General features: G+C 60.8%; 23 protein-coding genes. 17 read left to right on the plus strand and 6 right to left on the minus strand.

The features are described from left to right. Positions 1–7: 7 nt before the first annotated feature. Together JFN90_RS12755 and JFN90_RS12760 are read left to right on the plus strand one after the other, a co-directional pair. On the plus strand, positions 8–277 hold the full coding sequence (locus tag JFN90_RS12755) for an acyl carrier protein (RefSeq protein ID WP_199395499.1): 270 nt from the start codon (positions 8–10) through the stop codon (positions 275–277). Positions 278–286: 9 nt separating this feature from the next. Beyond that, positions 287–787 carry an acyltransferase gene (locus JFN90_RS12760; protein WP_328755653.1) on the plus strand — a complete coding sequence of 167 codons (501 nt, stop codon included), beginning with the start codon at positions 287–289 and terminating at the stop codon, positions 785–787. On the opposite strand, the gene JFN90_RS12765 is transcribed toward JFN90_RS12760, so the two are convergent. The 3 genes from JFN90_RS12765 to JFN90_RS12775 are packed head-to-tail and all read right to left on the minus strand — an operon-like array spanning position 784 to position 3,119. Continuing rightward, on the minus strand, positions 784–1,584 hold the full coding sequence (locus JFN90_RS12765; RefSeq protein ID WP_199395500.1) for a multiheme c-type cytochrome: 801 nt from the start codon (positions 1,582–1,584) through the stop codon (positions 784–786). The two genes, JFN90_RS12760 and JFN90_RS12765, sit on opposite strands and share 4 nt — an antisense overlap. Beyond that, a complete protein-coding gene (locus JFN90_RS12770) occupies positions 1,581–2,678 on the minus strand; it encodes a cytochrome b (RefSeq protein ID WP_199395501.1) in 1,098 nt (365 codons plus the stop codon). The genes JFN90_RS12765 and JFN90_RS12770 overlap by 4 nt, the downstream gene beginning before the upstream one ends. Before the next feature lie 21 nt (positions 2,679–2,699). Next, positions 2,700–3,119 (minus strand): QcrA and Rieske domain-containing protein, encoded by a 420-nt coding sequence (locus tag JFN90_RS12775; RefSeq protein WP_199395502.1) that lies wholly within the window; start codon positions 3,117–3,119, stop codon positions 2,700–2,702. Positions 3,120–3,379: 260 nt separating this feature from the next. On the opposite strand from JFN90_RS12775, the gene JFN90_RS12780 reads away from it, so the two are divergent. Next, a complete protein-coding gene (locus JFN90_RS12780) occupies positions 3,380–3,712 on the plus strand; it encodes an arsenosugar biosynthesis-associated peroxidase-like protein (protein WP_135872495.1) in 333 nt (110 codons plus the stop codon). 8 nt (positions 3,713–3,720) lie between these two features. After that, positions 3,721–4,677 carry an arsenosugar biosynthesis radical SAM (seleno)protein ArsS gene (arsS, locus tag JFN90_RS12785; RefSeq protein ID WP_199395503.1) on the plus strand — a complete coding sequence of 319 codons (957 nt, stop codon included), beginning with the start codon at positions 3,721–3,723 and terminating at the stop codon, positions 4,675–4,677. 17 nt (positions 4,678–4,694) lie between these two features. Here the strand turns inward: arsS and JFN90_RS12790 are convergent, their stop codons facing one another. Together JFN90_RS12790 and JFN90_RS12795 are read right to left on the minus strand one after the other, a co-directional pair. Continuing rightward, positions 4,695–5,201: a hypothetical protein gene (locus JFN90_RS12790; RefSeq protein ID WP_199395504.1), complete on the minus strand. Its 507-nt coding sequence runs from the start codon at positions 5,199–5,201 to the stop codon at positions 4,695–4,697. Further along, positions 5,198–6,094, minus strand: a complete 897-nt coding sequence (locus JFN90_RS12795; RefSeq protein WP_199395505.1) for an SDR family oxidoreductase — start codon at positions 6,092–6,094, stop codon at positions 5,198–5,200. The genes JFN90_RS12790 and JFN90_RS12795 overlap by 4 nt, the downstream gene beginning before the upstream one ends. Before the next feature lie 171 nt (positions 6,095–6,265). Between JFN90_RS12795 and JFN90_RS12800 the strand changes: the two genes are divergently transcribed. The 13 genes from JFN90_RS12800 to JFN90_RS12860 all read left to right on the plus strand — a co-directional run bounded on the left by JFN90_RS12800 (position 6,266) and on the right by JFN90_RS12860 (position 23,661). Then, positions 6,266–6,463 carry a ferredoxin gene (locus JFN90_RS12800; protein ID WP_199395506.1) on the plus strand — a complete coding sequence of 66 codons (198 nt, stop codon included), beginning with the start codon at positions 6,266–6,268 and terminating at the stop codon, positions 6,461–6,463. A 1-nt stretch (position 6,464) separates the two neighbouring features. After that, on the plus strand, positions 6,465–7,574 hold the full coding sequence (locus JFN90_RS12805; RefSeq protein ID WP_407931926.1) for a two-component system sensor histidine kinase NtrB: 1,110 nt from the start codon (positions 6,465–6,467) through the stop codon (positions 7,572–7,574). A 196-nt stretch (positions 7,575–7,770) separates the two neighbouring features. Next, entirely contained in the window at positions 7,771–8,181 is a 411-nt protein-coding gene (locus tag JFN90_RS12810) for a heavy-metal-associated domain-containing protein (RefSeq protein ID WP_199395507.1), read from the plus strand. A 70-nt stretch (positions 8,182–8,251) separates the two neighbouring features. Continuing rightward, entirely contained in the window at positions 8,252–8,725 is a 474-nt protein-coding gene (locus JFN90_RS12815) for a DUF2318 domain-containing protein (RefSeq protein ID WP_199395508.1), read from the plus strand. 188 nt (positions 8,726–8,913) lie between these two features. Beyond that, positions 8,914–9,543 carry a hypothetical protein gene (locus JFN90_RS12820; protein WP_199395509.1) on the plus strand — a complete coding sequence of 210 codons (630 nt, stop codon included), beginning with the start codon at positions 8,914–8,916 and terminating at the stop codon, positions 9,541–9,543. A gap of 250 nt (positions 9,544–9,793) precedes the next feature. Next, complete coding sequence (locus JFN90_RS12825; protein ID WP_199395510.1) at positions 9,794–11,116, plus strand: cytochrome c3 family protein; 1,323 nt, start codon at positions 9,794–9,796, stop codon at positions 11,114–11,116. A gap of 60 nt (positions 11,117–11,176) precedes the next feature. Continuing rightward, positions 11,177–12,400: an NHL repeat-containing protein gene (locus tag JFN90_RS12830; protein ID WP_199395511.1), complete on the plus strand. Its 1,224-nt coding sequence runs from the start codon at positions 11,177–11,179 to the stop codon at positions 12,398–12,400. A 189-nt stretch (positions 12,401–12,589) separates the two neighbouring features. Beyond that, the gene (locus tag JFN90_RS12835) at positions 12,590–13,009 is read left to right on the plus strand and encodes a cytochrome c3 family protein (protein ID WP_328755658.1); all 420 of its coding nucleotides are present in this window, start codon (positions 12,590–12,592) and stop codon (positions 13,007–13,009) included. Next, on the plus strand, positions 12,969–14,954 hold the full coding sequence (locus tag JFN90_RS12840; RefSeq protein WP_199395513.1) for a hypothetical protein: 1,986 nt from the start codon (positions 12,969–12,971) through the stop codon (positions 14,952–14,954). Before JFN90_RS12835 ends, JFN90_RS12840 begins: the two co-directional genes overlap by 41 nt. A gap of 164 nt (positions 14,955–15,118) precedes the next feature. Beyond that, positions 15,119–16,063 carry a 6-bladed beta-propeller gene (locus JFN90_RS12845; RefSeq protein WP_199395514.1) on the plus strand — a complete coding sequence of 315 codons (945 nt, stop codon included), beginning with the start codon at positions 15,119–15,121 and terminating at the stop codon, positions 16,061–16,063. Positions 16,064–16,068: 5 nt separating this feature from the next. Beyond that, positions 16,069–17,907: a cytochrome c3 family protein gene (locus tag JFN90_RS12850; protein WP_199395515.1), complete on the plus strand. Its 1,839-nt coding sequence runs from the start codon at positions 16,069–16,071 to the stop codon at positions 17,905–17,907. A gap of 421 nt (positions 17,908–18,328) precedes the next feature. Beyond that, complete coding sequence (locus JFN90_RS12855; protein ID WP_199395516.1) at positions 18,329–19,180, plus strand: cytochrome C; 852 nt, start codon at positions 18,329–18,331, stop codon at positions 19,178–19,180. Positions 19,181–19,287: 107 nt separating this feature from the next. Further along, complete coding sequence (locus JFN90_RS12860; protein WP_199395517.1) at positions 19,288–23,661, plus strand: PKD domain-containing protein; 4,374 nt, start codon at positions 19,288–19,290, stop codon at positions 23,659–23,661. A 292-nt stretch (positions 23,662–23,953) separates the two neighbouring features. Here the strand turns inward: JFN90_RS12860 and JFN90_RS12865 are convergent, their stop codons facing one another. Then, entirely contained in the window at positions 23,954–24,652 is a 699-nt protein-coding gene (locus JFN90_RS12865) for a hypothetical protein (protein WP_199395518.1), read from the minus strand. Between the last annotated feature and the right edge of the window lie 68 nt (positions 24,653–24,720).

Genomic DNA, 24,720 nt, shown 5'->3' on the forward strand with positions numbered 1-24,720 from the left:
GCAACAGATGGACCTAAAGGATGAGATCAGAAGCTTCGTGGTGGACAATTTTCTGTTCGGCGATGCCGAGGGACTAACCGACGACAGCTCCTTCATCAGGGAAGGGATCGTCGATTCAACTGGAATCCTGCAACTGGTGGCCTACCTCCAGGAGCGTTACCAGGTCGCGGTGGCGGACGAGGAGTTGATCCCGGAAAACCTCGACTCGGTGCAGCGGGTGGCCACGTTCGTGGAAGGGAAGCGTGGTGGGGGGTCCTGCGCCGGCGGCGAAGGGTAGGGGAAGGCGATGCGTGCGACGATGAGCGGCAGGATCCTGCAGAGGGTGCTGGGGAAGCTCGCGATGATTGTCCCAGGGGGATACTCGTTGCGTCCCTGGCTGCACAAGTTGCGCGGTGTACGCATGGGAAAAAACGTGTGGATCAGCCAGTTAGTTTACTTGGACGACCAGCATCCAGAAATGATCGAGTTCGGTGACAACGTTACCATTGGGTTGCGCTGCACCATCTTTGCCCACTTCTACCTCGGCGACCACGCTCCAGATGATGTCAAGTCTGGCGTGGTCGTCGGAAAGGACGTTTTCATCGGCCCCAACTGCACCATCCTGCATGGGGTCACTATCGGCGATGGGGCCGTCGTGGTGGCGGGGAGCGTGGTTACCCGCAACATCCCCCCCGGCGTCCTCTACGGCCCCCCGGCGGCGGAACCCCTGGCCCGGATCACCCACCCGCTCACGGAAAACGGCCAGGTCCAGTACCAGAAGTTCCTCTTCGGACTCAAGAAGCTCTAGTCGTAGCTCTTCTTCATCAGGTGAAACAGGATCGCGAGCAGGACCATGAAGCCGACCGCGATCCCCCCTGCAAGACGCCTTTTCTCGTGCGACCGCTCGATCTCCTTGAGGGCCGCGTCCAGTTTCCCCAGCTCATTGTTGATGGCCGCCGACTCACCCTTGACCCGGGCCACGTCCACGTCGTGGAACAGGGTGTGAAAACGGTTCCTTACCGCGAAGAGCGATCTGCCCATCTTTTCGGTGTCCACGCCGCTCACCTGGAAGTCGGCAATTCTGCTCGAGATGTTGTCGATGTACCCTTCGGTCTGCTGCATGGCGTCCCGGATCGCCTTAGCCCTTTCGAAACTGTGGCAGCGGGTGCAGCTCTTCTCGTTGATCAGTGCCAGTGACGCCTTCACCACCTGGTGGTTGCCGTGGCAGGTCACGCAGGTGGGACCGCCGGCACCAAGAGCCCTGCCGTGGGCGCTGGAGAGGTAGTCCTTGTAGACGCCGGGATGGCAGCGCCCGCAGAAGGCGGGGATGTCCTTTTCCTTGGGCGCGCCGAGAAAGCCTCGTTGCGGGGTCATGGCGTTGGCCGCGTCCTTGGGGTCGCCGCCATGGCAACTGTTGCAGGAGATGCCGTTCTCGGCGTGGATGCTGCTGCGCCAGAGTTTGACCGGCGTCCCAAGCGGGTCCGGGAGCGTCCCGTGGCACTGGATGCAGACCGTTTCCGGTTGCTCCACCGGGACGGCCTGGGCCGGCTTCAGGAAGGCGAGCGAGGCAAGCAGCAGGATGGCCAAGGTGTTTGTGCGAATCATGACAGGTGCCCCCATACGCTAAGAGCGATCCAGAGCAGGACGCCCGCTATCACCAGAGTCAGGAATACCGGCCGCTTCAGCGGATGCCGTTCCGGGGAGCGGTCGATGAAGGGAAGCAACGCCAGGAAGGTCATGGCCGCCGCCTGCACGGAGAGACCAAAAAGCTCGCTGGGGAAGATCTTCAGTGTCTGGTAGTTGGCCAGGAAGTACCACTCCGGCTTGATGTGTGCCGGTGTCCTGAAGGGGTCTGCCGGCACGAAGGCATCCGGGGTGAAGGGCATGCCCGGCCAGAAGAAGACCACCGCCAGGAAGATGGCGAAGTAGATGGAGATCGAGGTCAGGTCCTGCAGCACGTAGTTGGGGAAGAAGGGTATCCCGCCCGGGTGCCCCTGGTAGTGGTACTGTTGTGCCTCAAAGGGATTGGCGGTGCCCTCCCTGCCGAAGGGGGGCGCCGAGATGCCGGTGCGCTTCAAAAGGAACAGGTGCGCCCCGATAAAGGCGGCGATCACCACCGGGAGCACGGCGGCGTGCAGGGCGAAAAAGCGTCCCAGGGTGGGAGGGCCGACCAGCTTGCCGCCGCGCAGGAACTCCACCAGGTACGGCCCGACCACCGGGATGGCGCTGGCGCTGTTGGTCGCGACCGTGGTGGCCCAGAAAGAGAGCTGGCTCCAGGGGGCCAGGTAGCCGGTGAGCGAGATCCCCTGCACCAGGGCGAGCAGCGTGAAACCGGTGACCCAGTTCAGCTCGCGCGGCGCCTTGTAGCTCCCCATGAGCAGGGTGGAGAGCATGTGCAGGATCAGCACCGCCACCATCATGTTGGAGCCCACCGCGTGGCACAGGCGGATCAGCCAGCCGAAGGGGACCTCGTTCATGATGAAGGTGACGCTCTTGAAAGCCTTGTCGGCGTCGGGGACGTAGTAGATCATGAGCAGCATCCCGGTGATCACCTGCAGGGCGAAGATGAGCAGGAGCACGCTCCCCAGTGAATACCACTCGTTGATATTGCGCGGCAACAGGTAGCCGGTCAGCTCCTTCTCCACGATCTCGCCGACCCCGATGCGCAGATCGAGCCAGCGGTACAGCCTTTTTAGCATGGACTTTGCCTCCCTGGACGGTTACCCGATGGTGATGTTGCCTTCGGTTACGGTGAGCGGGATCTTGGCGAGCGGGCGCGGCGGGGGGCCTCCCAGCACCGTGCCGTCGGTGGAGAACTGGCCGCCGTGGCAGGGACAGAGAAACTGCTGCTTCTCCTTGACCCACTGCACGATGCAGCCCAGGTGGGTGCAGACCGCGGAGAGGGCGACCAACTCGCCGCTCTTTGTTTTGATCAGGACCGCCGAGGAGCCGGCGAACTCGAAAAACTTGGCGTCTCCTTCTTTGAGCTCGCCAGCCGGTATCACCAGCTTGGCAGCCCCACCCTGGCCCGATCTGGGCGCCAGGTAGCGGAAAACCGGGTAGCCCGCGGCGACCGCGGCGGCGGCCGTGGCCCCGGCCACGCAGACTCCCAGAAACTTCCTCCTCCCCTCGTTCTCCATGCATCCTCCCTGCTGTTGTCTGTCGATTCGGCTCAAGTATAATGATAGCTTGCCCCATTTCAAGCGACTTTTTCATGAAGCTGGGGTGGTGCCAGCCTTCACGTGACGGCTGTCGCGCCGCCACCGGCGCGGTACGGGGCTGCAGTTCCCCAAGGGGCGTCGCAAATCTAATGAGTCGATAGCCCTTTCCCTCTTTACCCCCGCCGGGGTTTTCCGGTATGCTGGCCCACTCGCCCGCACCCTTACACCAAGGAGAACCGATGGAAACTTATTACGATCCCAAAGACCTGGGGAGCTTCGCCGAGATCGGCAAGGACGCGCCGGAACTGGCCGGCAAGTTTTTCGACTACTACAACGAGGTATTCGCCGAGGGGGATCTCACCGAACGGGAAAAGGCGCTCATCGCCCTTGCCGTCGCCCACACCGTGCAATGCCCCTACTGCATCGACGCCTACACCCGGGCCTGCCTGGAGAAGGGGTCGCACCTGGGCGAAATGACAGAGGCGCTGCACGTGGTGACGGCGATCCGCGGCGGCGCTTCCCTGGTGCACGGCGTGCAGATGCGCAAGATCGCCGAGAAACTCTCGCTTTAGGAGACGGAATGGACGGGGCGAAAGAGAGGCTGGGGGAGAGTTTCGCAGAGCGGCTGGCGTGCCACGGGCTTTCGCTCACCCGGGAGCGGACCACGGCGCTGCAGGTGAACGTGGGACTTGCCTGCGACCTTGCCTGCGGTCACTGTCACCTCGAGGCGGGGCCGGCGCGCGGGGAGATGATGTCGCGGGCCGTAATGGCGGAGGTGATCGCCTGTGCGCGCCGGTTCAGGTTCGACAGTATTGATCTGACCGGCGGCGCCCCAGAACTGGTCCCGGATCTGTCCTACCTGGTGCGGGGGGTGGCGCCGGAGACCCCGCGGCTGATCGTACGGACCAACCTGGTTTCGCTGGAGGGGGAGCGGGGCGAGGAACTCCTGGGACTGTATCGCGACTTGAATGTGGCGCTGGTGGCCTCGCTGCCGGCCGGCAACAAGGCCCAGACCGATGCCCAACGCGGTGCGGGGGTGTGGGAGAAGAGCATTCGGGCACTGAAGCGGCTGAACGCGCTGGGATACGGCCTGCCGGACAGCCCCCTCCAACTCGACCTGGTCAGCAACCCTTCCGGTGCCTTTCTGCCGCCACCGCAGCTCCAGGCCCAGGTGAAGTTCCAGCGCGACCTCGCCCGCAAGCACGGCGTCAGTTTCCACAACCTCTACACCTTCGCCAACGTCCCGCTGGGGCGGTTTCGCCGTTTCCTGGAGCGTTCGGGAAACCTGGATCGCTACCTGGAGACGCTCAGCACCGGCTTCAACCCCTGCGCCGTGGCCGGGCTCATGTGCCGCAGCCAGCTCTCCGTGGATTGGCACGGGCGGCTCTACGACTGCGACTTCCACCTGGCCCAAGGGATCTTCCTTGGCGGCGGAGAGCGTTTCATCGCCTCGCTCACCGAGCTTCCCCTCACCGGCACTCCCATTTCCGCCGCCGATCACTGCTTCGCCTGCACGGTCGGCTCCGGCTTCACCTGAGGCGGCAGCATCGTGGCCTAGTTAGGCCGCTTCCCTGCCGGCTGGGCCGGCTCCACGCCGGGGCGGAACACCCGCCCCAGGTAGCTCCCCTTTTGCTCCCAGAACAGGCGGAACTCCCGGTTGCGCAGCACGCGCATCTGGGCGAGGGGGTGCCTCGCCAGTTTGGGCGGGAGCTTGCCGCGCGGCACCCGGATCCAGGGGCCGCGCCAGGACCCGGAACGGTACCAGACCCCGCCGCTGACCTTGAAGTAGGTCTGGGAGAGGTAGAAGAGGTTCTCGTCCCTGCCGGCCGCCATGCCGAAACCAAGTTCGGCGGGAAATAAAAAGAGCGGCGCCCGCTGCGTCGTCGCCGGCACCTCCCGTGAGGGCTCCCTCTCCCGGGGCGCGGCAGCGGGGGGAGCCTCCTCCTGCTGCTGCCGGTAGTACTCGTCGTAGTACTGGTACGGGTAGTAGGTGCCCTCACCACCGTGCGCGCTCCAGGCCACGGCGGTGAGCGTGAGCGTCAAGATCCAGAGTCGTTTCATGGCAGCCTCCCTTGCCGCGCCTGGTCCGCCAGCCCAGTCAGGTCCAGGCTGGCCCGCCAAAGGCGCTCCGCGGCGGCCTGGTCATAGGAGGCGGGCGAGGACGGCGTCTCTTTTGGGGCGGCGTAGTAGCCGCCGCTTCTGCCGGCGACCTCGCCGGCGCAGGCCAGGTAGAGCACGGTGCGCACGCCCCGCTCGGGTCCGACCAGATGGCCGCTTCTCAGTGAGCCGGCGACATGGCAGAGCCAGCTCCCCAAGCCGTTATTGAGCGAGAAGCGGGTCAGCACGTTGCCGGGGGCGGCCGCGTTGGCCGTGATGCCGCTTCCCGCCAGACGCCGGGCCAGTTCGTAAGTGAAGAGCAGGTTCGCCAGCTTGGACCGGGCATAGGCCTTCCTGCCGTCGTACCCGCGCTCCAGGTTCAGGTCGTCGAAATCGATCCCGGGGCAGCCGCGATGGGCGGCGGATGACACGTTCACCACCCTGGCCTGCTTCCCCTGGCGCAGCCGCTCCATCAGGAGCAGGGTCACGAGGAAGTACCCCAGGTGGTTGAGGGCGAAGGTCATCTCCACCCCCTCAGGCGTGGTGAAACGTCGGGCGAATCTCCCTCCGGCGTTGTTCACCAACAGGTCCAGGCGCGGATAGACCGCGTGGAAGCGGCGGGCGAGGCCGCGGATCTCCTCCTGCCGGGAGAGGTCCGCCAGCCAGAACTCGACCCGGTAGTTGCCGCTTTCCCGCATGATCGCTTGGGCGCTCCTCTCGCAGCGCACCCGGTCTCGTCCCACCCCGATCAGCGTCGCCCCCTGCCGGGCCAGGGCGAGGGCGGTGGCTCTGCCGATCCCGGAACTGGCTCCCGTCACCAGGCAGATCTTGCCGGTCATGTCACTCCATTCACGCATCCCGTCCCCCCGTTCTGCGCTTTAAAACAATCTAACGATTCTCCGGTGGCCGGTGTGATTGTCAAGGTTGCCTTCAGCCATTTTTCATTGGGAAGTTGACAACCATCTGCGTTATAGTGGCGAATGGTCCCGGTGTCCGGCCGGGGTCCTGGGTAAGAGAAGGGGGATTCGGTGGCAAAAAGACCATGGGTGGACAAGGAACAATGCATCAGCTGCGGCATCTGCGTCGCCAACTGCCCGCAGGTGTTCCGCTTTGACGCGCACGGCAAGTCGGAATGTCACGACCCTGCCGGCGCCGCGGAGGACGTGATCCAGACGCAGGCGGTGGAGCTCTGCCCGGTGTCGTGCATCGGGTGGGAGGAGGCGTAGGGTGCCCATCGCGAACCGGCCTGCGGGCCTCATCAAAGGGGCGGCGCTGTTCGCCTGCGTGGTGGCGATCAGCCTGTTGCACTACCTGACCCCGCTCAGGCTCGGGATGCTGCACGACATCTTCCAGCGCCTGTACTACATCCCCATCATCCTGGCAGCCTACTGGTTCGGGTTCCGCGGCGGCATCGGCTGCGCGATCCTGGTGACCGTGGCGTACGCGCCGCACATCCTGTTCCAGTGGGGAGGGCACATCTCCATGGAGATGGAGAAGTACCTGGAGGTGATCCTCTACAACGTGGTGGGGGGAATCACCGGATTGTTGTCGCAGCAGGAGCGTTGCCGCCGCGAGGAACTGGAGCAGACCGCCCAGGGGCTCGAGGATTCCTACCGCCAGCTCAAGACCCAGTCCGAGTTGATCATCAGGATCGAGGAGCAGTTGCGGCGCGCGGAGCGCCTCTCCGCCCTGGGCGAACTCTCCGCCATACTGGCCCACGAGATCAGAAACCCGCTCGCCTCGATCCGCGGCACCGCCGAGATCCTGATGGAGCAGGGGGTGCCGGCCGAGCGGCGCGGAGAGTTCCTGGAGATCCTGGTCAAGGAGTCGGACCGGCTGAACCGGGTGGTGGAGGATTTCCTGCGCATGGCGCGCCCCGAGCCCGCCGACAAGAGGGAATGCGACATCAACGAGGAACTGGCCAACATGGTTACGCTGCTGTCCGCCCAGGCGCGCGGCTGCAGCGTGCACCTCGAATTTTCACGCGGGACTGTGCCGCGCTTGGTGGCGGACCCGGAAAAGCTGCGCCAGGCTTTCCTAAACCTCATGCTCAACGCGATCCAGGCCTCCCCGGAAGGGGGGACCGTCCAGGTGGCGACCTCCTACAACCGCGAGAGCGGTCTGGTCGAGATCCGCATCGCCGACCAAGGGGGCGGCATCGCAGCCGACGCCATCAGCCAGATCTTCGAACCCTTCTTCACTACCAAGGGGAGCGGCACTGGGTTGGGGCTTTCGATCACCAAGAAGATCGTCGAGGGACACGGGGGGAGCGTCGAGGTGGCGAGTGAGCCGGGGCGAGGGGCGACCTTCACGGTGCTGCTCCCCGCAGCGGAGTGAAGCTGTGGAGAATTCTACTGCGCGTGTGGGATATTCGGCACCCGTGCGTCCCCCCTCGGCTGTTCCGGCAACACCCGTTGCAGTGATCTCCGGAGGTTAGCTGTTGCCGGTGCCGTGGCACGCTCCTTGTAACAGGTCGACCGTCCGGGCCAAGCCGGCGCAACCCGCGCCTGCTGCGCCCGAGCGGGAGCAGCCCATGAGAAACAAGATCCTGAACACCGCGCTCATTCTGATCGTGGTCGCCGTCCTGGCCATTTTCGCCTTTTACGTGCGGGTGGGGGCCACCGCCGACCAGGTGGTAGTGCTGCGCACCTCCGGGATGACCTGCGGCAGCTGCGTCAAGAAGATCACCGAGGCCCTGCAGTCCCAAGGGGGGGTGGCGGCGGCGGAGGTGGACCTGGAGTCGGGCCTGGTGGTCGCAGGGTACGACTCGAAAAAGACCGCGCCCGAGAAACTGGCCCAGGCCGTGCGCAAGAGCGGCTTTCAGTCCCAGGTGGCCCAAGTGATTACCCCGCAGCAGTTCCGCAGCGTGGTCGGGCGGGACGTCGGCGGCAAGGCCGCCCCCGGCGGGTGCTGCGGCCCGCGCGGCTGCGGCGGTGCCCAGTAAAGTTTTTTCGTCACGCCCGCGTGGCGCGATTCAGCACGAGCCTGCCTGCAGGCCCCAAAAGGAGCAACACATGGTTCACTCGAGCAAAAAAGGATTCCAGACCCTCCTTCTCATCGTGGTCGCCCTGGCGGCCATGGCGAGCGTCGCTTTCGCCTTCAGCCTCCCCGGTATGGGGAAATACGAGAAGGTGAAGCCGTCCGGCGGCAACGTCATCATCCCGGCGGACAAGGTGAGCGACGGCAAGGCGCACTACTACAAGTTCACCGACGCCGGCAAGGAGATCAACTTCTTCATCGTCAAAGGAAGCGACGGCCAGCTTCACGTCGCCTTCGACGCCTGCGACGTTTGCTACCGCGAGAAGAAGGGGTACGAGCAGGCGGGTGACAAGATGAACTGCCTGAACTGCAATCAGAAATTCGCCATCAACAAGATCGGCGCGGCTTCCGCCGGCGGCTGCAACCCCTCCCACCTCCCCGCCAAGTACGACGGAGGCAAGGTGACCATCCCGGTCAGCGAACTCAAGGCGGGTGCCCGCTTCTTCTAGGGGCGGCGCGAGTCGAACCGCACCGAAACAGTGATAACGCCGGAACGCGCCCACGAGCGCGCCCGGCGTTTTTTTGTCCCCTTTCCGGCGCGGCGGGGCGGGCCGTCGACCCGCACCGGTTTTGCTGGTTGACACCCGTCTGGCCGGAGGTGTATTACAGAAGGGCAGTCAGCATCAGGGGGTAACACGTGAGCAAGGACAAGGACGAGCGCAAGAGGTCGCACCTCAAGCTCGTGGTAAATAACCCGGAAATCAGGAGCGCCAGGCCTTCAGGCGCCGAACAGGAGTTCGTTCCTCTCGAGGAGCTGATTACCAACCGGGACCTGTTCCGCCCCGCCTTCTACCGTGGCATGGGGAGGCTGCAGACCAAGGGGTATCAGCAGTTGGAACGCTACCTGGCCAACCGCGGCGCCCCCTATGGTATCGATCCCGTGCACGGCAAGGTAATGGTGCTTCCCGCGGGGAACGTCTCCCCCGAGGCGCTGGAGTACGGCTCGCCGCAGGACGAACTGCTTCTGAGCATCTCCGAAGACGCCGGCGGCTCCGGGCTTTGCTTCTCACTGGAGATGATTCTCCCCTACTTCAGCGAGGACGACGCGGTCATGGAAGAGGCGCTGCTCTTTGCGCCCGTTCTGCAGTACGGCGCCCTGTTCCTTGAGGAGAACCCCCACGACGGGATGCTGGACCTGATCTACCGCCTGGCCGTGCCGCTTTTCCCACCGGTGCTCACCGCCCGGCTGGCCGAACGGATGTTCTCCATCTTCTCCTTCGAGCTGAAAGAGACCTTCCTCGCCCTCTCCGACTACCCCGAAGGCTGACCCCACGGGGTACCTCCTTCCTCCCGCCACCACTGGATCTACGCGCGTCGCGGCGAGATCTTTAATATTGAAATGTTTTTCCGTTAGTGTTATGTATCTGTTGCCTATTTCCCTTGCGGGCAGCTGTTCATATCCCGGTGGACTGTGCGGTCGTCCTGTTCCGCGCTCTGAAGGGTGAGGCTCTTTCCGCTGGCGCGCCGCACAGTTATACCCTTAACCCCATTAACCACCTGGATTAGGAAGCCCTTCCATGAAAGTGCTGTCTTTAGCGTCAATTGCGCTGGCTGCCGTCCTCTTTTCCTGCTGTGGCGCGGCCTTCGGTGCGTCCTGTACGACAACGGAATGCCACGCCCCCATCGCCGCCCTCAAGTACCCCCACTCTCCCGTCAAGGAGGGCGACTGCTCCCCCTGTCACACCCAGAAGGGGAAAGAGCATCCCGTGAAGGGGGCAAAGAGCTTCGAGCTGACGGCCAAAGGGGCGGCCCTGTGCAAGGACTGCCATGACGTGCCCGGGCAGAAGAGGGTGGTGCATGCACCGGTGAAGGAAGGTGACTGCGCCAGTTGCCACCAGCCTCACGGCGCCAGCAACCGTTTCCTCCTCGACGTGGGAGAGGATCGCTCCAAGCTCTGTTTCAACTGTCATGACGCCGCACCCTTCAAGGTCAAGTTCATGCACGGCCCGGCCGCCGTTGGTTCCTGCAATACCTGTCACGACCCTCACGCTTCCGCTGAAAATCGGCTCATGAAGGGACCGACGCGCACCATCTGCCTTGGGTGCCATGCCGATTTCGCCACGCAACTCAAGCAGGCGACCTTCGTGCATTCTCCCGTGTCCAAGGATCCCTGCACGGCCTGTCATGACCCGCACGGTTCCGCCGTCGAGATGTTCCTGAAGGTCAAGTCGCCGGACCTCTGCGTCGGATGTCACGCAAAAATCGGCAAACAGATCGCACAGGTGAAAGTGCCGCACAAGCCGATGCTGGAAAAAGGGAGCTGCTCCAACTGCCATTCCGCTCACTTCTCCAAGGCGAAGAAGCTTCTCTCCGGCAGTGAGATGGAGGTTTGCCTTTCCTGCCATGTCAAGGGGAAGGCCGGCAACCTGCGCGACATCCAGGCGGAGATCAAGGACAAGAAATTTCTGCACGGCCCGCTCCAGAAGGGTTCCTGCAGCGCCTGCCACGACCCGCACGGCTCCGACAACACGCGCCTTCTGCGTGGCAAATATCCGGAGGATCTTTACGCTCCGTACCAGGACGGCCTCTACGACGCCTGTCTCAAGTGCCACGACAGGAACCTGCTCCGGTTCCCCGAAACGACCATCTACACCAAGTTCAGAAACGGCAACCGCAACCTGCACATCGTTCACGTCAAAATCCGCAAGGGACGCACCTGTCGCGTCTGCCATGAACCCCATGCCAGCGACGGTGAAAAGTTGATCAACAAGGACGGCGCGCGCTTCGGAGACTGGAAGATCCCCATCAATTTCGTTGTAAATGGGACCGGTGGCAGCTGTGCGCCCGGGTGCCATAAGCCCTTCAGTTATGACCGGCAGAGTCCGGTGAAGTACAACTAGTGACCACTCACCCCCCTCCCGAGCACTGACGCAGGGAGGGGATGCAAAAGGAGCAGTGACATGACCCTGACGTACAACTTGAGCAGAAACTTCAAGCGTCTCATTGCATTCTTCTGCGTGGCTGCTGCGCTTTCCGGTTGCGCGACCTCGAAACCGGACCTGCCGCCGGCGTTCTTCCCGCCACCGCCCGACGAACCGCACATCCAGTACCTCACCGGGATTAGCAACTCGAGTGACCTGGGGGGCTCGAGCGGCGGAGTCGGCAAACTGCTCCTGGGCGGCTCGCAAGTCGTAACGCGGATCGGAAAGCCCTACGGCATCACGTACAAAAAAGGGAAAATCTACGTCGCCGACATAGAATCCGCACAGGTCATCGTGATCGATATTGTGCAGAACACTATGCGCAACCTAAGCGACGAGGCTGGTGCAGCGGAACTGAAAAAACCGATCAGCGTCGGGGTTGATGACGACGGTAACGTCTACGTGGCGGATTCCGGCCGGAAAGACATCGCCGTCTTCGATGCAAGCGGGAAGTTCATAAAGTCAATGGGGAAGGGGCTTGCCAAGAGGACGCTGGTCGCTGTGGCCGTCTACAAGGATTTCGTAATTACCGTGGACAACGCCAGCGGGCTCATCTTTGTCCTGGACCGGAAGAGCGGGGAACTCATCAACACGTTGGGGAACAGCCCCGACTCTTCCAAGAACCCGGCTCTTCCCAACGGGTTGACGGTGGACAAGCAGGGGTTCATTCACGTGGTTAGCATCGGCAATGGCACAGTCAAGGAATATGACCTGGATGGCAACCTGCGCTCCTCTTTCGGCAGCTTGGGGGACGTTCCCGGTCAGTTCACCCGCCCCAGGGGGGTAGACGTGGATGATGACGGCAACATTTTCGTGGTGGACGCGGGACACGGTGTCGTTCAGGTCTTCAACTCCGAGCGTCGCATCCTTGGCGATTTCGGCAGATCGGGGCTCCTGCAAGGTTCCCTCAATCTCCCCGCAGGAGTGGCCACGACCAAAGACCATCTGGACCTGTTCCAGAAATACGCGGCTCCGGGCTTCAAACTGCAGGAGCTGATATTCGTCACCAATCAGTTCCCGAGCAGCGTCAATAACTTAATTTCCATCTATGGGATGGGAGCGATGACCGGCGGGAAAGCCCAGCCCAAGGAGGCTGATAAGGCTGATAAGGCTGACAAGGCTGACAAGGCTGACAAGGCTGACAAGGCTGACAAGGCTGACAAGGCTGACAAGGCGAAAGGCGGAAAGACCGGGGAGAAGTAGCCCCCTTTTATTGATCATCAGGTACCTGGAGTGGCGATGCGGAAGAAGCTAGCGACCATTATTTTTGTTGTGTATGTCATGAGCATGCTATGGGGTTGCGATCCGGTCACCTTGCATAAGGTCACGTCCACCATCTTCGATGGGGTGCCAAGTCTGCCACCTGCAGAGCAGTTGTGCCAGGAGTACCAGGTGACAAAGGTGGAAGAGGAGAAAAAGAAGGAGAATGCGAAGCTGCCGTCTGATGGCTCGGGTAGCGGTTCCAGCCATCTACCCTACCGCGAGAAACGCTGCAATGGCTGCCACGACAAAACCCAGGAATCCGGCCTGATAAAGCCGAAGGCGCAACTTTGCTTCGTCTGTCACCCCAACATCATCAAAGGGAGCATGGCCCACGGGCCGGCTGCTGTCGGCAGCTGCCTGGAGTGCCATGAGGCACACTCATCCAATTATCCGGCACTCCTGAAGGCTGAAAAAGGCAAACTTTGCGCCGGATGCCATCAGGAGAAACGGCTCGCACTGGCGATGCACCAGAAGGTCTCCAGCAACGGTATGTTCTGCATGGACTGTCATGATCCCCATGGCGGCGCATCGGCGTACTTTCTCCGCTAGCGCCATGTCCTTTCGCGTTCTGTTCTCCTACATCCTGATCTGTCTGGCACTGCCACGCCCATGCAGCGCCGCGCGCAACGTGGAGGTCATTCAGCAGCCAAGCCTCCTCATGTTCGGCGACGTGGAGCAGCGCGTTGCGGTGACCTATACGGCCAGCCAGCATGTCACCGACAACGCCAAGCGCACCGGTCAGTCCCTCGGTGAGCGATACTTGCTCATGACGACTGCCGCCTTACTGGACCCGAACCTGATGCTGTTTGACATCAACCTCGGTGGTAGCTACCAGAACGAGTTGGGTGGTCGCCGGTCTTCGAGGCTCGATGCACAGTACAACATCCTGGCGACAGGCCTCTCTGCTAGTTCTACCCCCTTCGGCGTGAGCACCTCCCGCAATTCAAACTTCATTGCTGACGGTTATTCCCCCTCTCATACCGTTACCACTACCAACACTTCCGTTTACGGGCGGTTCGTGCACGACGTCTTGCCGCTGCAGCTTAACTACATGCATGGGACCTCGACATCCAGCGGCCTCCCCGTAGACTTCAGTTCTGCTAGCGACTCCGTGATGCTCGCGGGTACGCATCATCTCCAATCGAGCAACACTACCTTTAACATCAATTTCACTTCGGACCGCTCAGGTGAGCGGGACAGCAGATCCTACAGGGCCAACATTGACAACACGAGCGAGTTGATCAAGGGGTACCAGCTCAAATCCTCGGTCAGCATCAACGACACGAAGCCTCTCGACGCGTTAAACAGGACCGTCACCTGGGCAGAGACCCTCAACGCGAATCTGGGGAAGGCATTGACCGGTTCGCTGGCTTTCGATCTTTCCGACAGTTCCACGGTCGACTTTTTCGGCGCCAACCAGAGCCAGACGACCAGGCAACTCAGTGGACAGCTTTCCCATCATCTCTTTCAGAGCCTGAGCACGACCCTCTCTGCTCACATGAGTGACAGCAGCGCCTACGGCGGTGGGGCCTCTTCCTATGGCGGCGGAGTGGATTTTCGGTATACCAAGATACTTCCCGCCAAGAGCGTGCTAGGGCTTAACTTCAACTACGCTGCGACCATGACTGACCAGAAGCTTCTCACGTCCGAAATAGCGGTAAACGATGAACAACACCAGGTGACGCAACCGGGACAATTCATCCTCCTGCAAATGCAAGGCGTGCTGACCCGAGTCGTCAGTGTCCGCAGTCTGAACCCGGATACCACATGGGTCGAAAACATCGACTACCGGGTACATCTGGCCCAAGGGGCCATAGAGATACTGGCTGGAGGGAATATCCCGCCCGGGACCAATCTGCTGGTCTCCTACGCGATGGCGGTCAATCCAAATCTCACCTACGAGTCAACTGGGTACTCCAGCGGGTTCCTTCTCAGTTTGCTCGGAAGCCTTTACACCATTTCGGGCAACATGTCGGTGCACAACGAGAGACAAGTGGGGGGGCAAGTTGTCGTGCCACTCAGCAAGAGCACCAGTTACAGCCTGCGTGGTAACGCTGACTTTGGCAACCTGAAGTGCGGGGGAGAGTATTCTTACTCTGATACCGTCTCACAGACTTATTCCAAGGTTCAATCTTTTGCCAGTTACAACACCGCTCTTACCACGACCGATTCTCTGGGGGTGAACCTGGAAGACAACTACTACATGTATCCCGAAGGAGGCAGCACGGGGCGCGGCTATACTGAAAATACCCTTTCTGCCGCCGTTAGTTATACCGGATTGTTCTGGCAGAGCGTCAGGACCACCGCCTCAGTGACAGGGGCTGACAGCCGTAATCCATACGGCACCACCGATACGCTTATGACCAGGCTCGGACTGAGCACGGTCTTCCGCAAACTGAGTTGTTCAGTTGACGTCACCAACTTATTTCGTCTTACCGAAAAGACCTCCACCCGTGACACCAACGTCATAGTGCGTGTGGTAAGGAGTTTCTGATGCGTCGCTGCGGTTTCAGCAGGGGGATTGGCAATAACGTGGTACGCCTTGTTCAGGCAGGTGTGCTAATCGGTGTGATGCTGCTCGTGGGGGGGTGCGCGACTCCGGTGGTGCCGCTTTTACAGCGTAGCGACGCCCCCGGTCCCCAGTGGCCGGAGCCTCCGATGCACGCCAAGATCCGGTGGGTCAAAAACGTCGTCACTCCTCGAGACGCGGGGGTCGCTCGCAGCGCCTGGAAGCACGCCTTGGAATTTTTTACTGGTTCCGAGGCGGATAACATCGTCAAGCCCCACGGGGTCTACTACGACGATGCCGGTCGGCTTTTTGTGGCGGACTCCGGCCTGGGGGTGGTGCATGTGTACGACACGCGCAATAGTCTCTACAAGCGCATAACGGCACCTTCGGGGGCCCCTTTCCGCTCGCCGATCGGTCTTGCCCGGGATGAAAACGGCGGGCTCTTTATCTCCGATTCCGGCGCCGATACCGTCTACCGCTACGATCTCGCCAGCGGTGTAATCTCCCCCTTTCTCCGCGAGGTTGCCCGTCCCACCGGCATTGCCTATAACAAGCTGAACAAACTCCTTTACATAGCGGAAACAGGTTACAGTCGCGTGGTCGCTGTCGATCGCAGCGGTGGGCAGAAACTTACCATTTATACCTCGAAGAATGGGGACGGCTTGTTCAACAGGCCTGTCGACCTCGCTGTTGACGGGGCAGGGCGTGTCTATGTTAACGACCCTCTCAACTACAAGATCAATATTTTCAGCCCGGACGGCAAACTGCAGCACAAGTTCGGCGAAATGGGGGACGGTACGGGACAGATGAACAAGCCCAAAGGGGTGGCGGTAGACTCCATGGGACGCATCTTCGTCTGTGACTCCCTCCTCGATACGGTGCAACTCTACGATCCCAGCGGCACGTACCTGTTCAGCTTCGGCGCCAACGGCACCGGCGCCGGTGAGTTCTGGATGCCATCGGGCATACAGATCGCCAATAACTGGGTTTTCGTTTCCGATACCTATAACAATCGCGTGCAGGTGTTCCAGATCCTCTCTGACGAGGACTCAGCGAATGACGAACCGGCCGTGCGGCAACAAGATAAGAGGTGAATCCGATGAGCGCCCCAACATTGACGCGGATGGGCCGTTGTCTCATAACCGCTGCACTGGCAGCCTGCATTGCCGTCACGCAGGCCCACGCCAAGCTGAGCGTGCTAAGCTCTCCCCATAATCTCTCGGCCAGCGGAGGCAAAGGGGGGAGCCGCCCCGGCGTCAGCTTCAGCGAGGAAAACAGGGTGTGTGTGTTCTGTCATGTTCCCCACCAGGCTACTCCCGGTCTGCCGCTTTGGAGCCGCCCGCTTCCCCCTGAAGCCACCGATTACAAGCTGTACCAGTCTTCTACCCTCAGCGCCGCTGCGGTGACGGGAAAGCCCACTGGCGCCTCGCGACTGTGCCTTAGCTGCCATGACGGCACCATCGCCCTTGGTCAGTTCGTCGGCAGCGGCATCACGACCGCGGTCACCATGCCCGGCGGTGCAACCGACAACCCCAACCTCACTATCAACCTGACGGACGACCACCCCATATCCATCCAGTACACAGAGGCCGTGGCGCAGCAAAGCCAGCTCGTGTCGCCATCCGCCCTGCAGGGACGGGTGCGTCTTGAGGGTGGGGCCGTACTGCAATGCACCTCGTGCCACGACCCTCATGATAATCAATTCGGCAATTTTCTCGTTATCAACAACACCGACCCCGCGCTCCCCAACTACCAGCCCGGCTCACCGCTCTGCACGGCGTGCCATCGTCCTTTGGGGTGGGACACCGCTGCCCACAATCCTGTCCGCACCCCCACCCTTCCCAACGGCTGCGTGACCTGCCACGTGGTGCATAACGCCCCTGGGCCCGTGCGTCTTCTGCGCGGCGCAAAGCTCGAGGATACCTGTTACCTAAGCTGCCACAATGGCACCGGGGGCGGGGCAGACATAAAGTCACTCCTTGGGGTCGGCATGCACCGGCATCCGGTAGGTGAGGGAGGGGGCGGTGCCGGGCATGACGAGAAGGAGTCGCTGCCTGCCGTCGAACACCATGTCCAGTGTGTCGACTGCCACAACCCGCATCAAGCCATGGTCGAGACGACTTCCCTTTCGCTGCCGCCGCTGGTAAACGGCACCCTGAAAGGGGTCGTCAAGGACAGCTTGGGCGCGAAGGCCGATTACGAGTACGAGATCTGCTTCAAGTGTCATTCCGGGGCGAACTCCTACAAGTTCTCCGGCGTCCTTGAGGCCAAGCCGAACCGCATCATCGCGGAGCAGAACCAGTCGTTTCGTTTTGACATCCTCAATCCGTCTTTTCACCCGGTCGTGGCCGACCGCAAGACCTCCGGCGCCAGCCTGCTTGTTGAGTTGCAGAGCTCCATGAAGCGCATCTACTGCTCGGACTGCCACAGCAACAGCCTTGGCACCAAGGCGGGGGGGAGCGGCCCGGACGGGCCTCACGGGTCACAGTATCCGCACATATTGATCGGCCAGTACGACATGCCAGTAGCCGGGTCGGCGACAACCTCCTACAACAAGTCGCAGTACGCCCTTTGTTTTCGGTGCCATTCCGAGGATTACGTGATGGTGACCGGGACTGCGTTCAACGACGCCGGCGTGAACGAGCACGCCACCCATGTGCGTGACCGCCTTATTCCCTGCTTCGCCTGCCACGACCCCCACGGGGTTCCCTGGAAGCTAGGCGGGACGGCCACCAACAACGCGCACCTGGTGAACTTCGACAAGGATTACACCGTGGGTGCCCAAGTAACCACTCCCGTCTACGTTACCAACAGTCCGGGCTCCGGTAGTTGCACCGTTAACTGCCATGCCGTCGCCGGCAACACCCACAGCTATGCCAAGTCTGCGGCCAAGTCCTTACTGCGCTTCAGGCCGGCCGCCGTTCCCAAATCCCGCTGAGTAATCCCCTTTCGTGACACCGAATGCTCCCCCCCCTGACGGGGCGGGAGCATTACTTCACCTCCTTTTCCCCCACTGCAGTTGCACAATCCTCGTCCGGCACAACACCGCTTCGCCCCCTCGCGTAATCGCCGTTTCCAATGCGGTTAAAAGACCGCATCACTCTCCGTTATTTCGCCAAGACACCGGTACGTCATGGCTCGTTTTCCTGCGCGATACCTCCTGACAAGCCGCGATAATGGCAAACAGAAAAAACTAAGTGATCTAAAATACAGGTCTTTGCGGGGCAGATGAAAAATGTATGCATTTTTTGCCGCAGTTGGGAACGAGGTTTGCTGATAGGAATTCAGAACATGTCGTTTGGCCCCGCATGGGGCTGACATTAAACCTGGTTGTTATCAACCAAAAAAAGGAGACGGAAATGAAAAAGGTTCTGGTTAGTGCAGTTGTTCTCGGTTCCATGGCTGTAGCAGGCGTTGCAATGGCAGGCATGTCGGCAAGGACAGGTGTCAACGGTTCCCTTCACGACATGAACGCAGTCGTCACCAACGCGGACAGCATGGCCCGAGTTTGTGTATTCTGCCACACCCCGCACAACGCGGAAGCCAACTCGGCCCTCAACCCGGAAGCCAATGCGCCGCTTTGGAACCACAAAGCCGGAACCGCAACTTACCTTCCGTATGTCTGGGTCACTCCGCTCAACCAGAAGGACAGCGGCGGTGCTGACTTCGGGCCGCTCAGCGGTACTGAGGCCCTGCAGGGGCCGAGCCGTCTCTGCATGACCTGCCATGACGGTTCCATTGCCGTTGACCAGCACGGCAAGGCCGTGGAGCAGATCGGCACCAAGAAGATGGGTGATATCAATAGCGGACGTGCTAACCTTACCGGCGACCTGACCAAGACCCACCCGATCGGTTTCAACTACGAGGACATCAGGACTCTGCGTAACACTGCTGCTACCGGCGGGCTCGCTGATGCGACTACGGGCGATACCGAAATCGTTAGTTCCGACCAGAAGTTTGCTACTGCTGTTGACACCGCCGTCGCCCAGGGTACCTACAACACGGTTGAGCGTCTCGGCACCAAAAAGATCAAGGATGTACTCTTCCAGGGTAACATCATGACCTGCGCATCCTGCCATGAGGTTCACAACAAAGAGAACGTCATTCAGGATAACTACGTTGCTGGTAGCGGCATGTCCGGCGCTCCGAACTACTTCCTGTATGCCAAGGAAGCTCAGTCCCTGATCTGCCTCTCCTGCCACATCAAGTAAGGTTGTTCTGGTCATGCAGAGGGGGCGTTTAGCCCCCTCCGTTGATGAAATTGGCTGCCCGTGACTACTCTAGTCACGGGCAATCATTCAATGAAAGGGAGACACCTATGTTAAAGAAAGGCATTGCAGCTGCGGGGTGCCTAGCCATAGTTGCTGCGGGGTGGTCCTACGCGGCAACGACATGGCAGGTGCAGACCAAGCTCAGCAATACCGGCGGTACAATCCAGGTGCGCAATAAAGCGCTCCAAACCGCCGTGGGCTCACTAGTTTATAACAACTTCACCACCTCCGCCGACATCCCTGTCACGGTTACCGCGAAAGCCGGCTACAAGCTCGGCACCATCTACAAGGGTGGTGTAGCGCAGACCTTGACCAGCGACCAGATTTCCTCTGGGATTTACTCCGTCAGCCTCAACAAAACCAGCGGCCTTAGCCAGAACATTACCGCCAGCTTTATCGCCAGCCAGTTCACCATTACCGGCACGGCCATCGGCTCCGGCTCGGGCACCGTCACAGCTACTCCCGCTGCCGTCTATCCTGGCGGATCGAGCACGTTGACCATTGTCCCCAAGAACAACTACGACGTTGTGACCCAGATTTCGCCGAGCGGACTTACGCTTCAGGACAACCTGGGCAAGACGGTCACTCTGCCGTACAGCGGCGCCGTCTACGTTACTCTGACCAACATTCAGGCTCCCAAGACCGTCACCGCGACCTTCACCACTGCCAGTGTTTCCGCTGGTCCTGACAGCGTGGTCGAGATCAACAAGCCGGTCACCATCAAGGGCAGTGTTGCCGCTGGCGACACCATCGCCTGGACCCAGGTGAGCGGCGACACTGTTACCCTCACAGGTCCGACCACCGCCACGCCGAGCTTCACCCCGGTTGCTGCCGGCACCTATGTCTTCCAGGCAACTGAATCCCTCAAAGGCCTGACTGACACCGTTCAGATTACCGTCGCCAGCGACGTGGCTGCTTACATGGATTCGACTTGCGGTGGCTGCCACAATGCCACCACCGGTGTGGTTCCGAGCACCGCGAACAACGGCTGGAAGGTTTCCGACCACAAAACCGCCGGTATTACCTGCATAACCTGCCATACCGACGCTCTCATGCCGACCCCGGTAAACACCCTGACGGTAAACAAGGATACCTTTACCATCACGGGTGCTTCCGCAGGAAACCTCGGCGACAACTACTGCGACACTTGCCACAACGGTGTTAGGGCTTACGACCATTCGACAGGCGTTGGCGTTGTCCCCACCACCACCTGCAGCAGCTGCCACACCCCGCACTACTTCAACCAGATCGGCCAGAATCACTTCGCGGGCCTGGCAACTCCCGCTACCGGTGCTGTCGCCGACGGCACTTCCAGGACCGCGTACGTGACCCAGGGCGCAACCTGCGCCGACTGCCACAACCCGCTCTCCAACGGCATGAACAAAGGCTACGCTGAAGGCGGCCACGGCAAGATTTCCGACGAGGCCCTGAATGCCTTCACCCACTATGACTGGTCCGCAGCGAGCCGTACCAACACCACTCTGCGCGGCAACAGCAACTGCATCCGCTGCCACACCACTGGTGGCTTCGCCCAGTTCCTCGGCGACACCGCTGCGTACACCAAGTTCAAGCCGGTCGCAGGCGCCCAGAACGTCCTGGGCTGCCAGAGCTGCCACACCAGCAACTACGCAACTGGTGAGCTTCGCACTGGCGCTACGCCGGTAGGTCTCTCCGCTCCGTTGACCAGCGGCTACTTCGCGCTGTTCTCCACCTCGGGCACCCTCGTTGCTGCCGACAAGACCAAGATCACGGTTCAGTTCCCCGGGTTCAAGAAGTCTTCGATTTGCATTCCGTGCCACTCCGGCCGCAGCACCGATGATGTCTTTGTAGCGGTCATCGACCAGGCCAAAGCACTGAACAAGAACTACACCACCATCCAGACCAGCTACTACCAGCACGCTGCCAACATGGGCCAGACCTTCATCGGCAAAGGCGCATACAACTTCGACGGTACCGATTTCGTCGGCACCAACAACACCCATGCCAACGTCAAGAATGGTTTCACTGATACGCAGGGCCCCTGCGTTGGTTGCCACTACAGCACCACTGACAAGACCCACTCCCTCGAGGTTACCGCTTACACCGAGGTTTGTGGATTCTGCCACCGTGCTGGTTTCGGCGCCACTGACGTAGAAGAGAAGAAGGCTGAGTTCGATGCAGGCGTAGCAGTTCTTGACGCCCTGATTCGCACGAAGTTCGCACCGCTGCAGATCACTGTTGGCGACCTCGCCGCAGAGCGCGCTTACGTCCGTTTCGGCCGCTTCGGCGCTGAGTTGACCGGCACCGGTTATCCGCTTGCCCCGGAGGTTCGTGCCAAGAACGCCTACGGCGCATGGTACAACTGGCAGATCCTTGCCACCTACGACAAAGCGGCTTTCGTTCACAACCCGAGCCTCGCACGTCAGATCCTGATGGAAACCATCGACTACGTCGACGATGCTAAGATCAACGGCACTGCAGAAGCTACCATCGCTGCCAGCGCTCTTACTGCAGCCGATAAAGAAAAAGCAGAAAAATACGTTGCCAGCAATGGTTGCGCAGTCTGCCACGCTTCTAAAGACGCCCTCGTTGCTACTGGCAAGCACGCCAACGAAGTTTCCACCCACTCCGGCACCTGCGGCCGTTGCCACACCACTGAAGGCTACGTTGCCTTCCTTGCAACCGGCAACAGCCCGACCGGCAACTACACCAAGACCGCTTTGGCCGGTAACCCCAGCTTCAACGGCCTCGACAATGCTTACAACGGTTCCCAGAACGTCTCCTGCGTTGCTTGCCACGATACGCACGGCGGCACCCGCAACGTCGCTTGGACTCCGCAGCCGAAAGACACCTCAGCTGCAGCTTCTGCCCAGTACAAACTGTGCACCTCCTGCCACAACCTGACCGATGCAGCTGGTAACGTCATGGCCTCCGGCCTGCTCGTTAACGGCACCCAGACGGTCGCAATGCAGCAGCACTACAAAGACTTCTACCGCAACATCGCATCCACCCACTACGACCTTCCGAGCACCGGTACCGTCACCAATGTTGGTACCACCATCGAAGGTTACAACATCCGTTACAACAGCACGACCGCCTGCACCGACTGCCACGGTCACAACTTCTACACCAACACCAATGGTGTTGTAGCCTCCCCGGCGACCGAGGAAACCATCCAGACCGAGTGGGCACAGTCCGGTCACGCTGGTAAGATCCTCAGCGTGAAATTCGCAGCATTCACCACCTCCACTGGGTCCTTCAACGGCACCACTTACCTCAAGAGGGAGAGGTCCGCGGCTTCCAACGCAGCAACACAGTCCGTTGGCGTTACCGGTGCAACCGGCATCGCCTGGGAGCACTACGACTGGGATGACAGCACCAAGCTGATCAACGCTGCCAGCACCACCGACCGCCAGGCCTGCCAGAAGTGCCACACCTCCACCGGTGTGTCCAACTACCTGAACGCTGTGGCCACCAAGAACGCTGGCGGCGACCAGACCGTTGCCGTCGCATACAGCGCAGCCAACAACGACTTCAGCCACCTGGCAAATTGGGCTACCACCAAGGTTTCCCCGCAGAACGAACTGCTGTACTGCTGGGGTTGCCACAACAACGCTGAGACCGGCGCGCTGCGCGTCGAAGGCAACATGACCCTCGACTACAAAGCAGCCTCCACCGACACCAGCAACATCGTGATCAACGTGCCGGGCAAAGGCGCAGTCTGCGTGTCCTGCCATGCAGGCCGCGGCAACGCAGCAACCCTGTTCGGTGCATCCACCATCGACCCGGCAGCTGTACTCTCCGGCACCACCACGCCGAAGAACAGCGCAACTGCAACCGCAACCCACTACCTTGGTGCTGCAGCTTCCATCTTCGCTGCCCAGACCAAGACCGGCTACGAGTTCCCGGGCCGCAGCTACGCTGCACCGGTCTACTTCGAGCACAACACCCTGGGCTGCAACGATTGCCACATGGGCGGCAAGAACCACAAGTTCGAAGTCGTCGAGAAAGACAGCAAAGGCGTGATCACCGAGATCAAGTCCGCGAAGTGTTTAGAGTGCCACAGCGGCACCTACGCAATGACCGTGTCTAAGCTCAAGGAAGAGGAGAGGGGCTTCAGTGACGCCCTCGCCGCCTTCAACGGCGCTCTTGTTGCACAAGGTTACACCTACACCACTGCTTACCCGTACTTCCTCTTCACCAGCGCAGACAGCACTAAAGCTGCTCTGAAGTGGCGTACCCAGGGTGACCTCGGTGCGGCTCACAACTTCAACTTCCTCCAGCGTGAGCCGGGTGCATACGCCCACAACAGGTTCTACACCAAGCGCCTGATCTACGACTCCCTCGACTGGCTCGACAACAACCAGATGGACAACTCGGTCGTGATCGACTCCTTGAGGTATCCCTTCGCTGCTAAGTGGCTGGGTGATGCTCGTCCGTAACCTGTAATCAGAAGCAATGCCATACAATGCCCCCCGTCGTGAGACGGGGGGCTTTTTTATTGGGGCCGTAGAAACCTTGAAACATTCAAGAGCAGGTTCGCAAAGAACGCTGGGTTCACGCCAAAGGACGCTAGGAGAATCTTTGTCTTGGGATAGGCTGACAGGACCTTCGCGTACTTGCGGGTACTGCGCGTACTTTGCGTGACTGCTTTTGACGTGGGTTCTTGCGGGGAAAGGTTCAGATGAGGAGGGCTCCTCCCCCATGGCGGGGGAGGGGACTTTCAGATGGGAACTACTGCTTGTCGATGCCGCCGGAGAAGATGACCTTGTCGAGGTTGCGGTTCAAAGCTGCGCTGCCGAAGTTCTTGACCAGGGAGCCGGGAAGGAACTTCACGACCTGTCCCTGTTCGACCTTGTTACTTGCCGGGACCGCGACCCAGATATCAGTCTCACCCTGGTCCACCCGCGCATAGGTGTACTCACCGCCATTGACCACCTCGAGGATCTTGCCAGCCACGCTCACGCTGCCCGTGGTCTTGGTGGTCGGGGTGAGGGGCGAGTGCCACGCCGGAAGCTTCTTGTCCGATGTCGCCGGCTTGACCACTTCCTTGATCACCAGTTCATCGCTGAAGTAGATGGTGTCGAAGGTCCTGTTCAGGCTTTTGGCGAGGTAGTTGGTCACCAGCATGCCCGTTTTCACCTCGACCTGCTGCCCCACTTTCACGTCGGCGGTGGGAATGGCGAACCAGGTCTTGGCGCTGCCGCTGTCGACGTTGACGTAGCTGTACCGGCCGGCTTGGAACACCTCGGTGATGGTCCCCTTGTTGATGTTACCGGTAGGGACGGCAGGTGCTTCCTTCGCGGCGGGAGCCGGTTCGGCGGCAGGCGTGGTCGGTGCAGCGTCCGGTGCTTGGCCGGTCGTGTGGGCGCATCCTGCTGCGAGAGTGAGGGTTGCTGCACAAAGTGCCAACGGTTTCAGGTGATGCCACATAGTCATTTGCTCCTTTTCAGGTGTAGCTGCTTTCACGGGAAAAAGTTCCCGTCTAAACGTAAAGTCGA

The organism is Geomonas propionica, from assembly GCF_016458235.1.
Lineage (GTDB): Bacteria > Desulfobacterota > Desulfuromonadia > Geobacterales > Geobacteraceae > Geomonas > Geomonas propionica.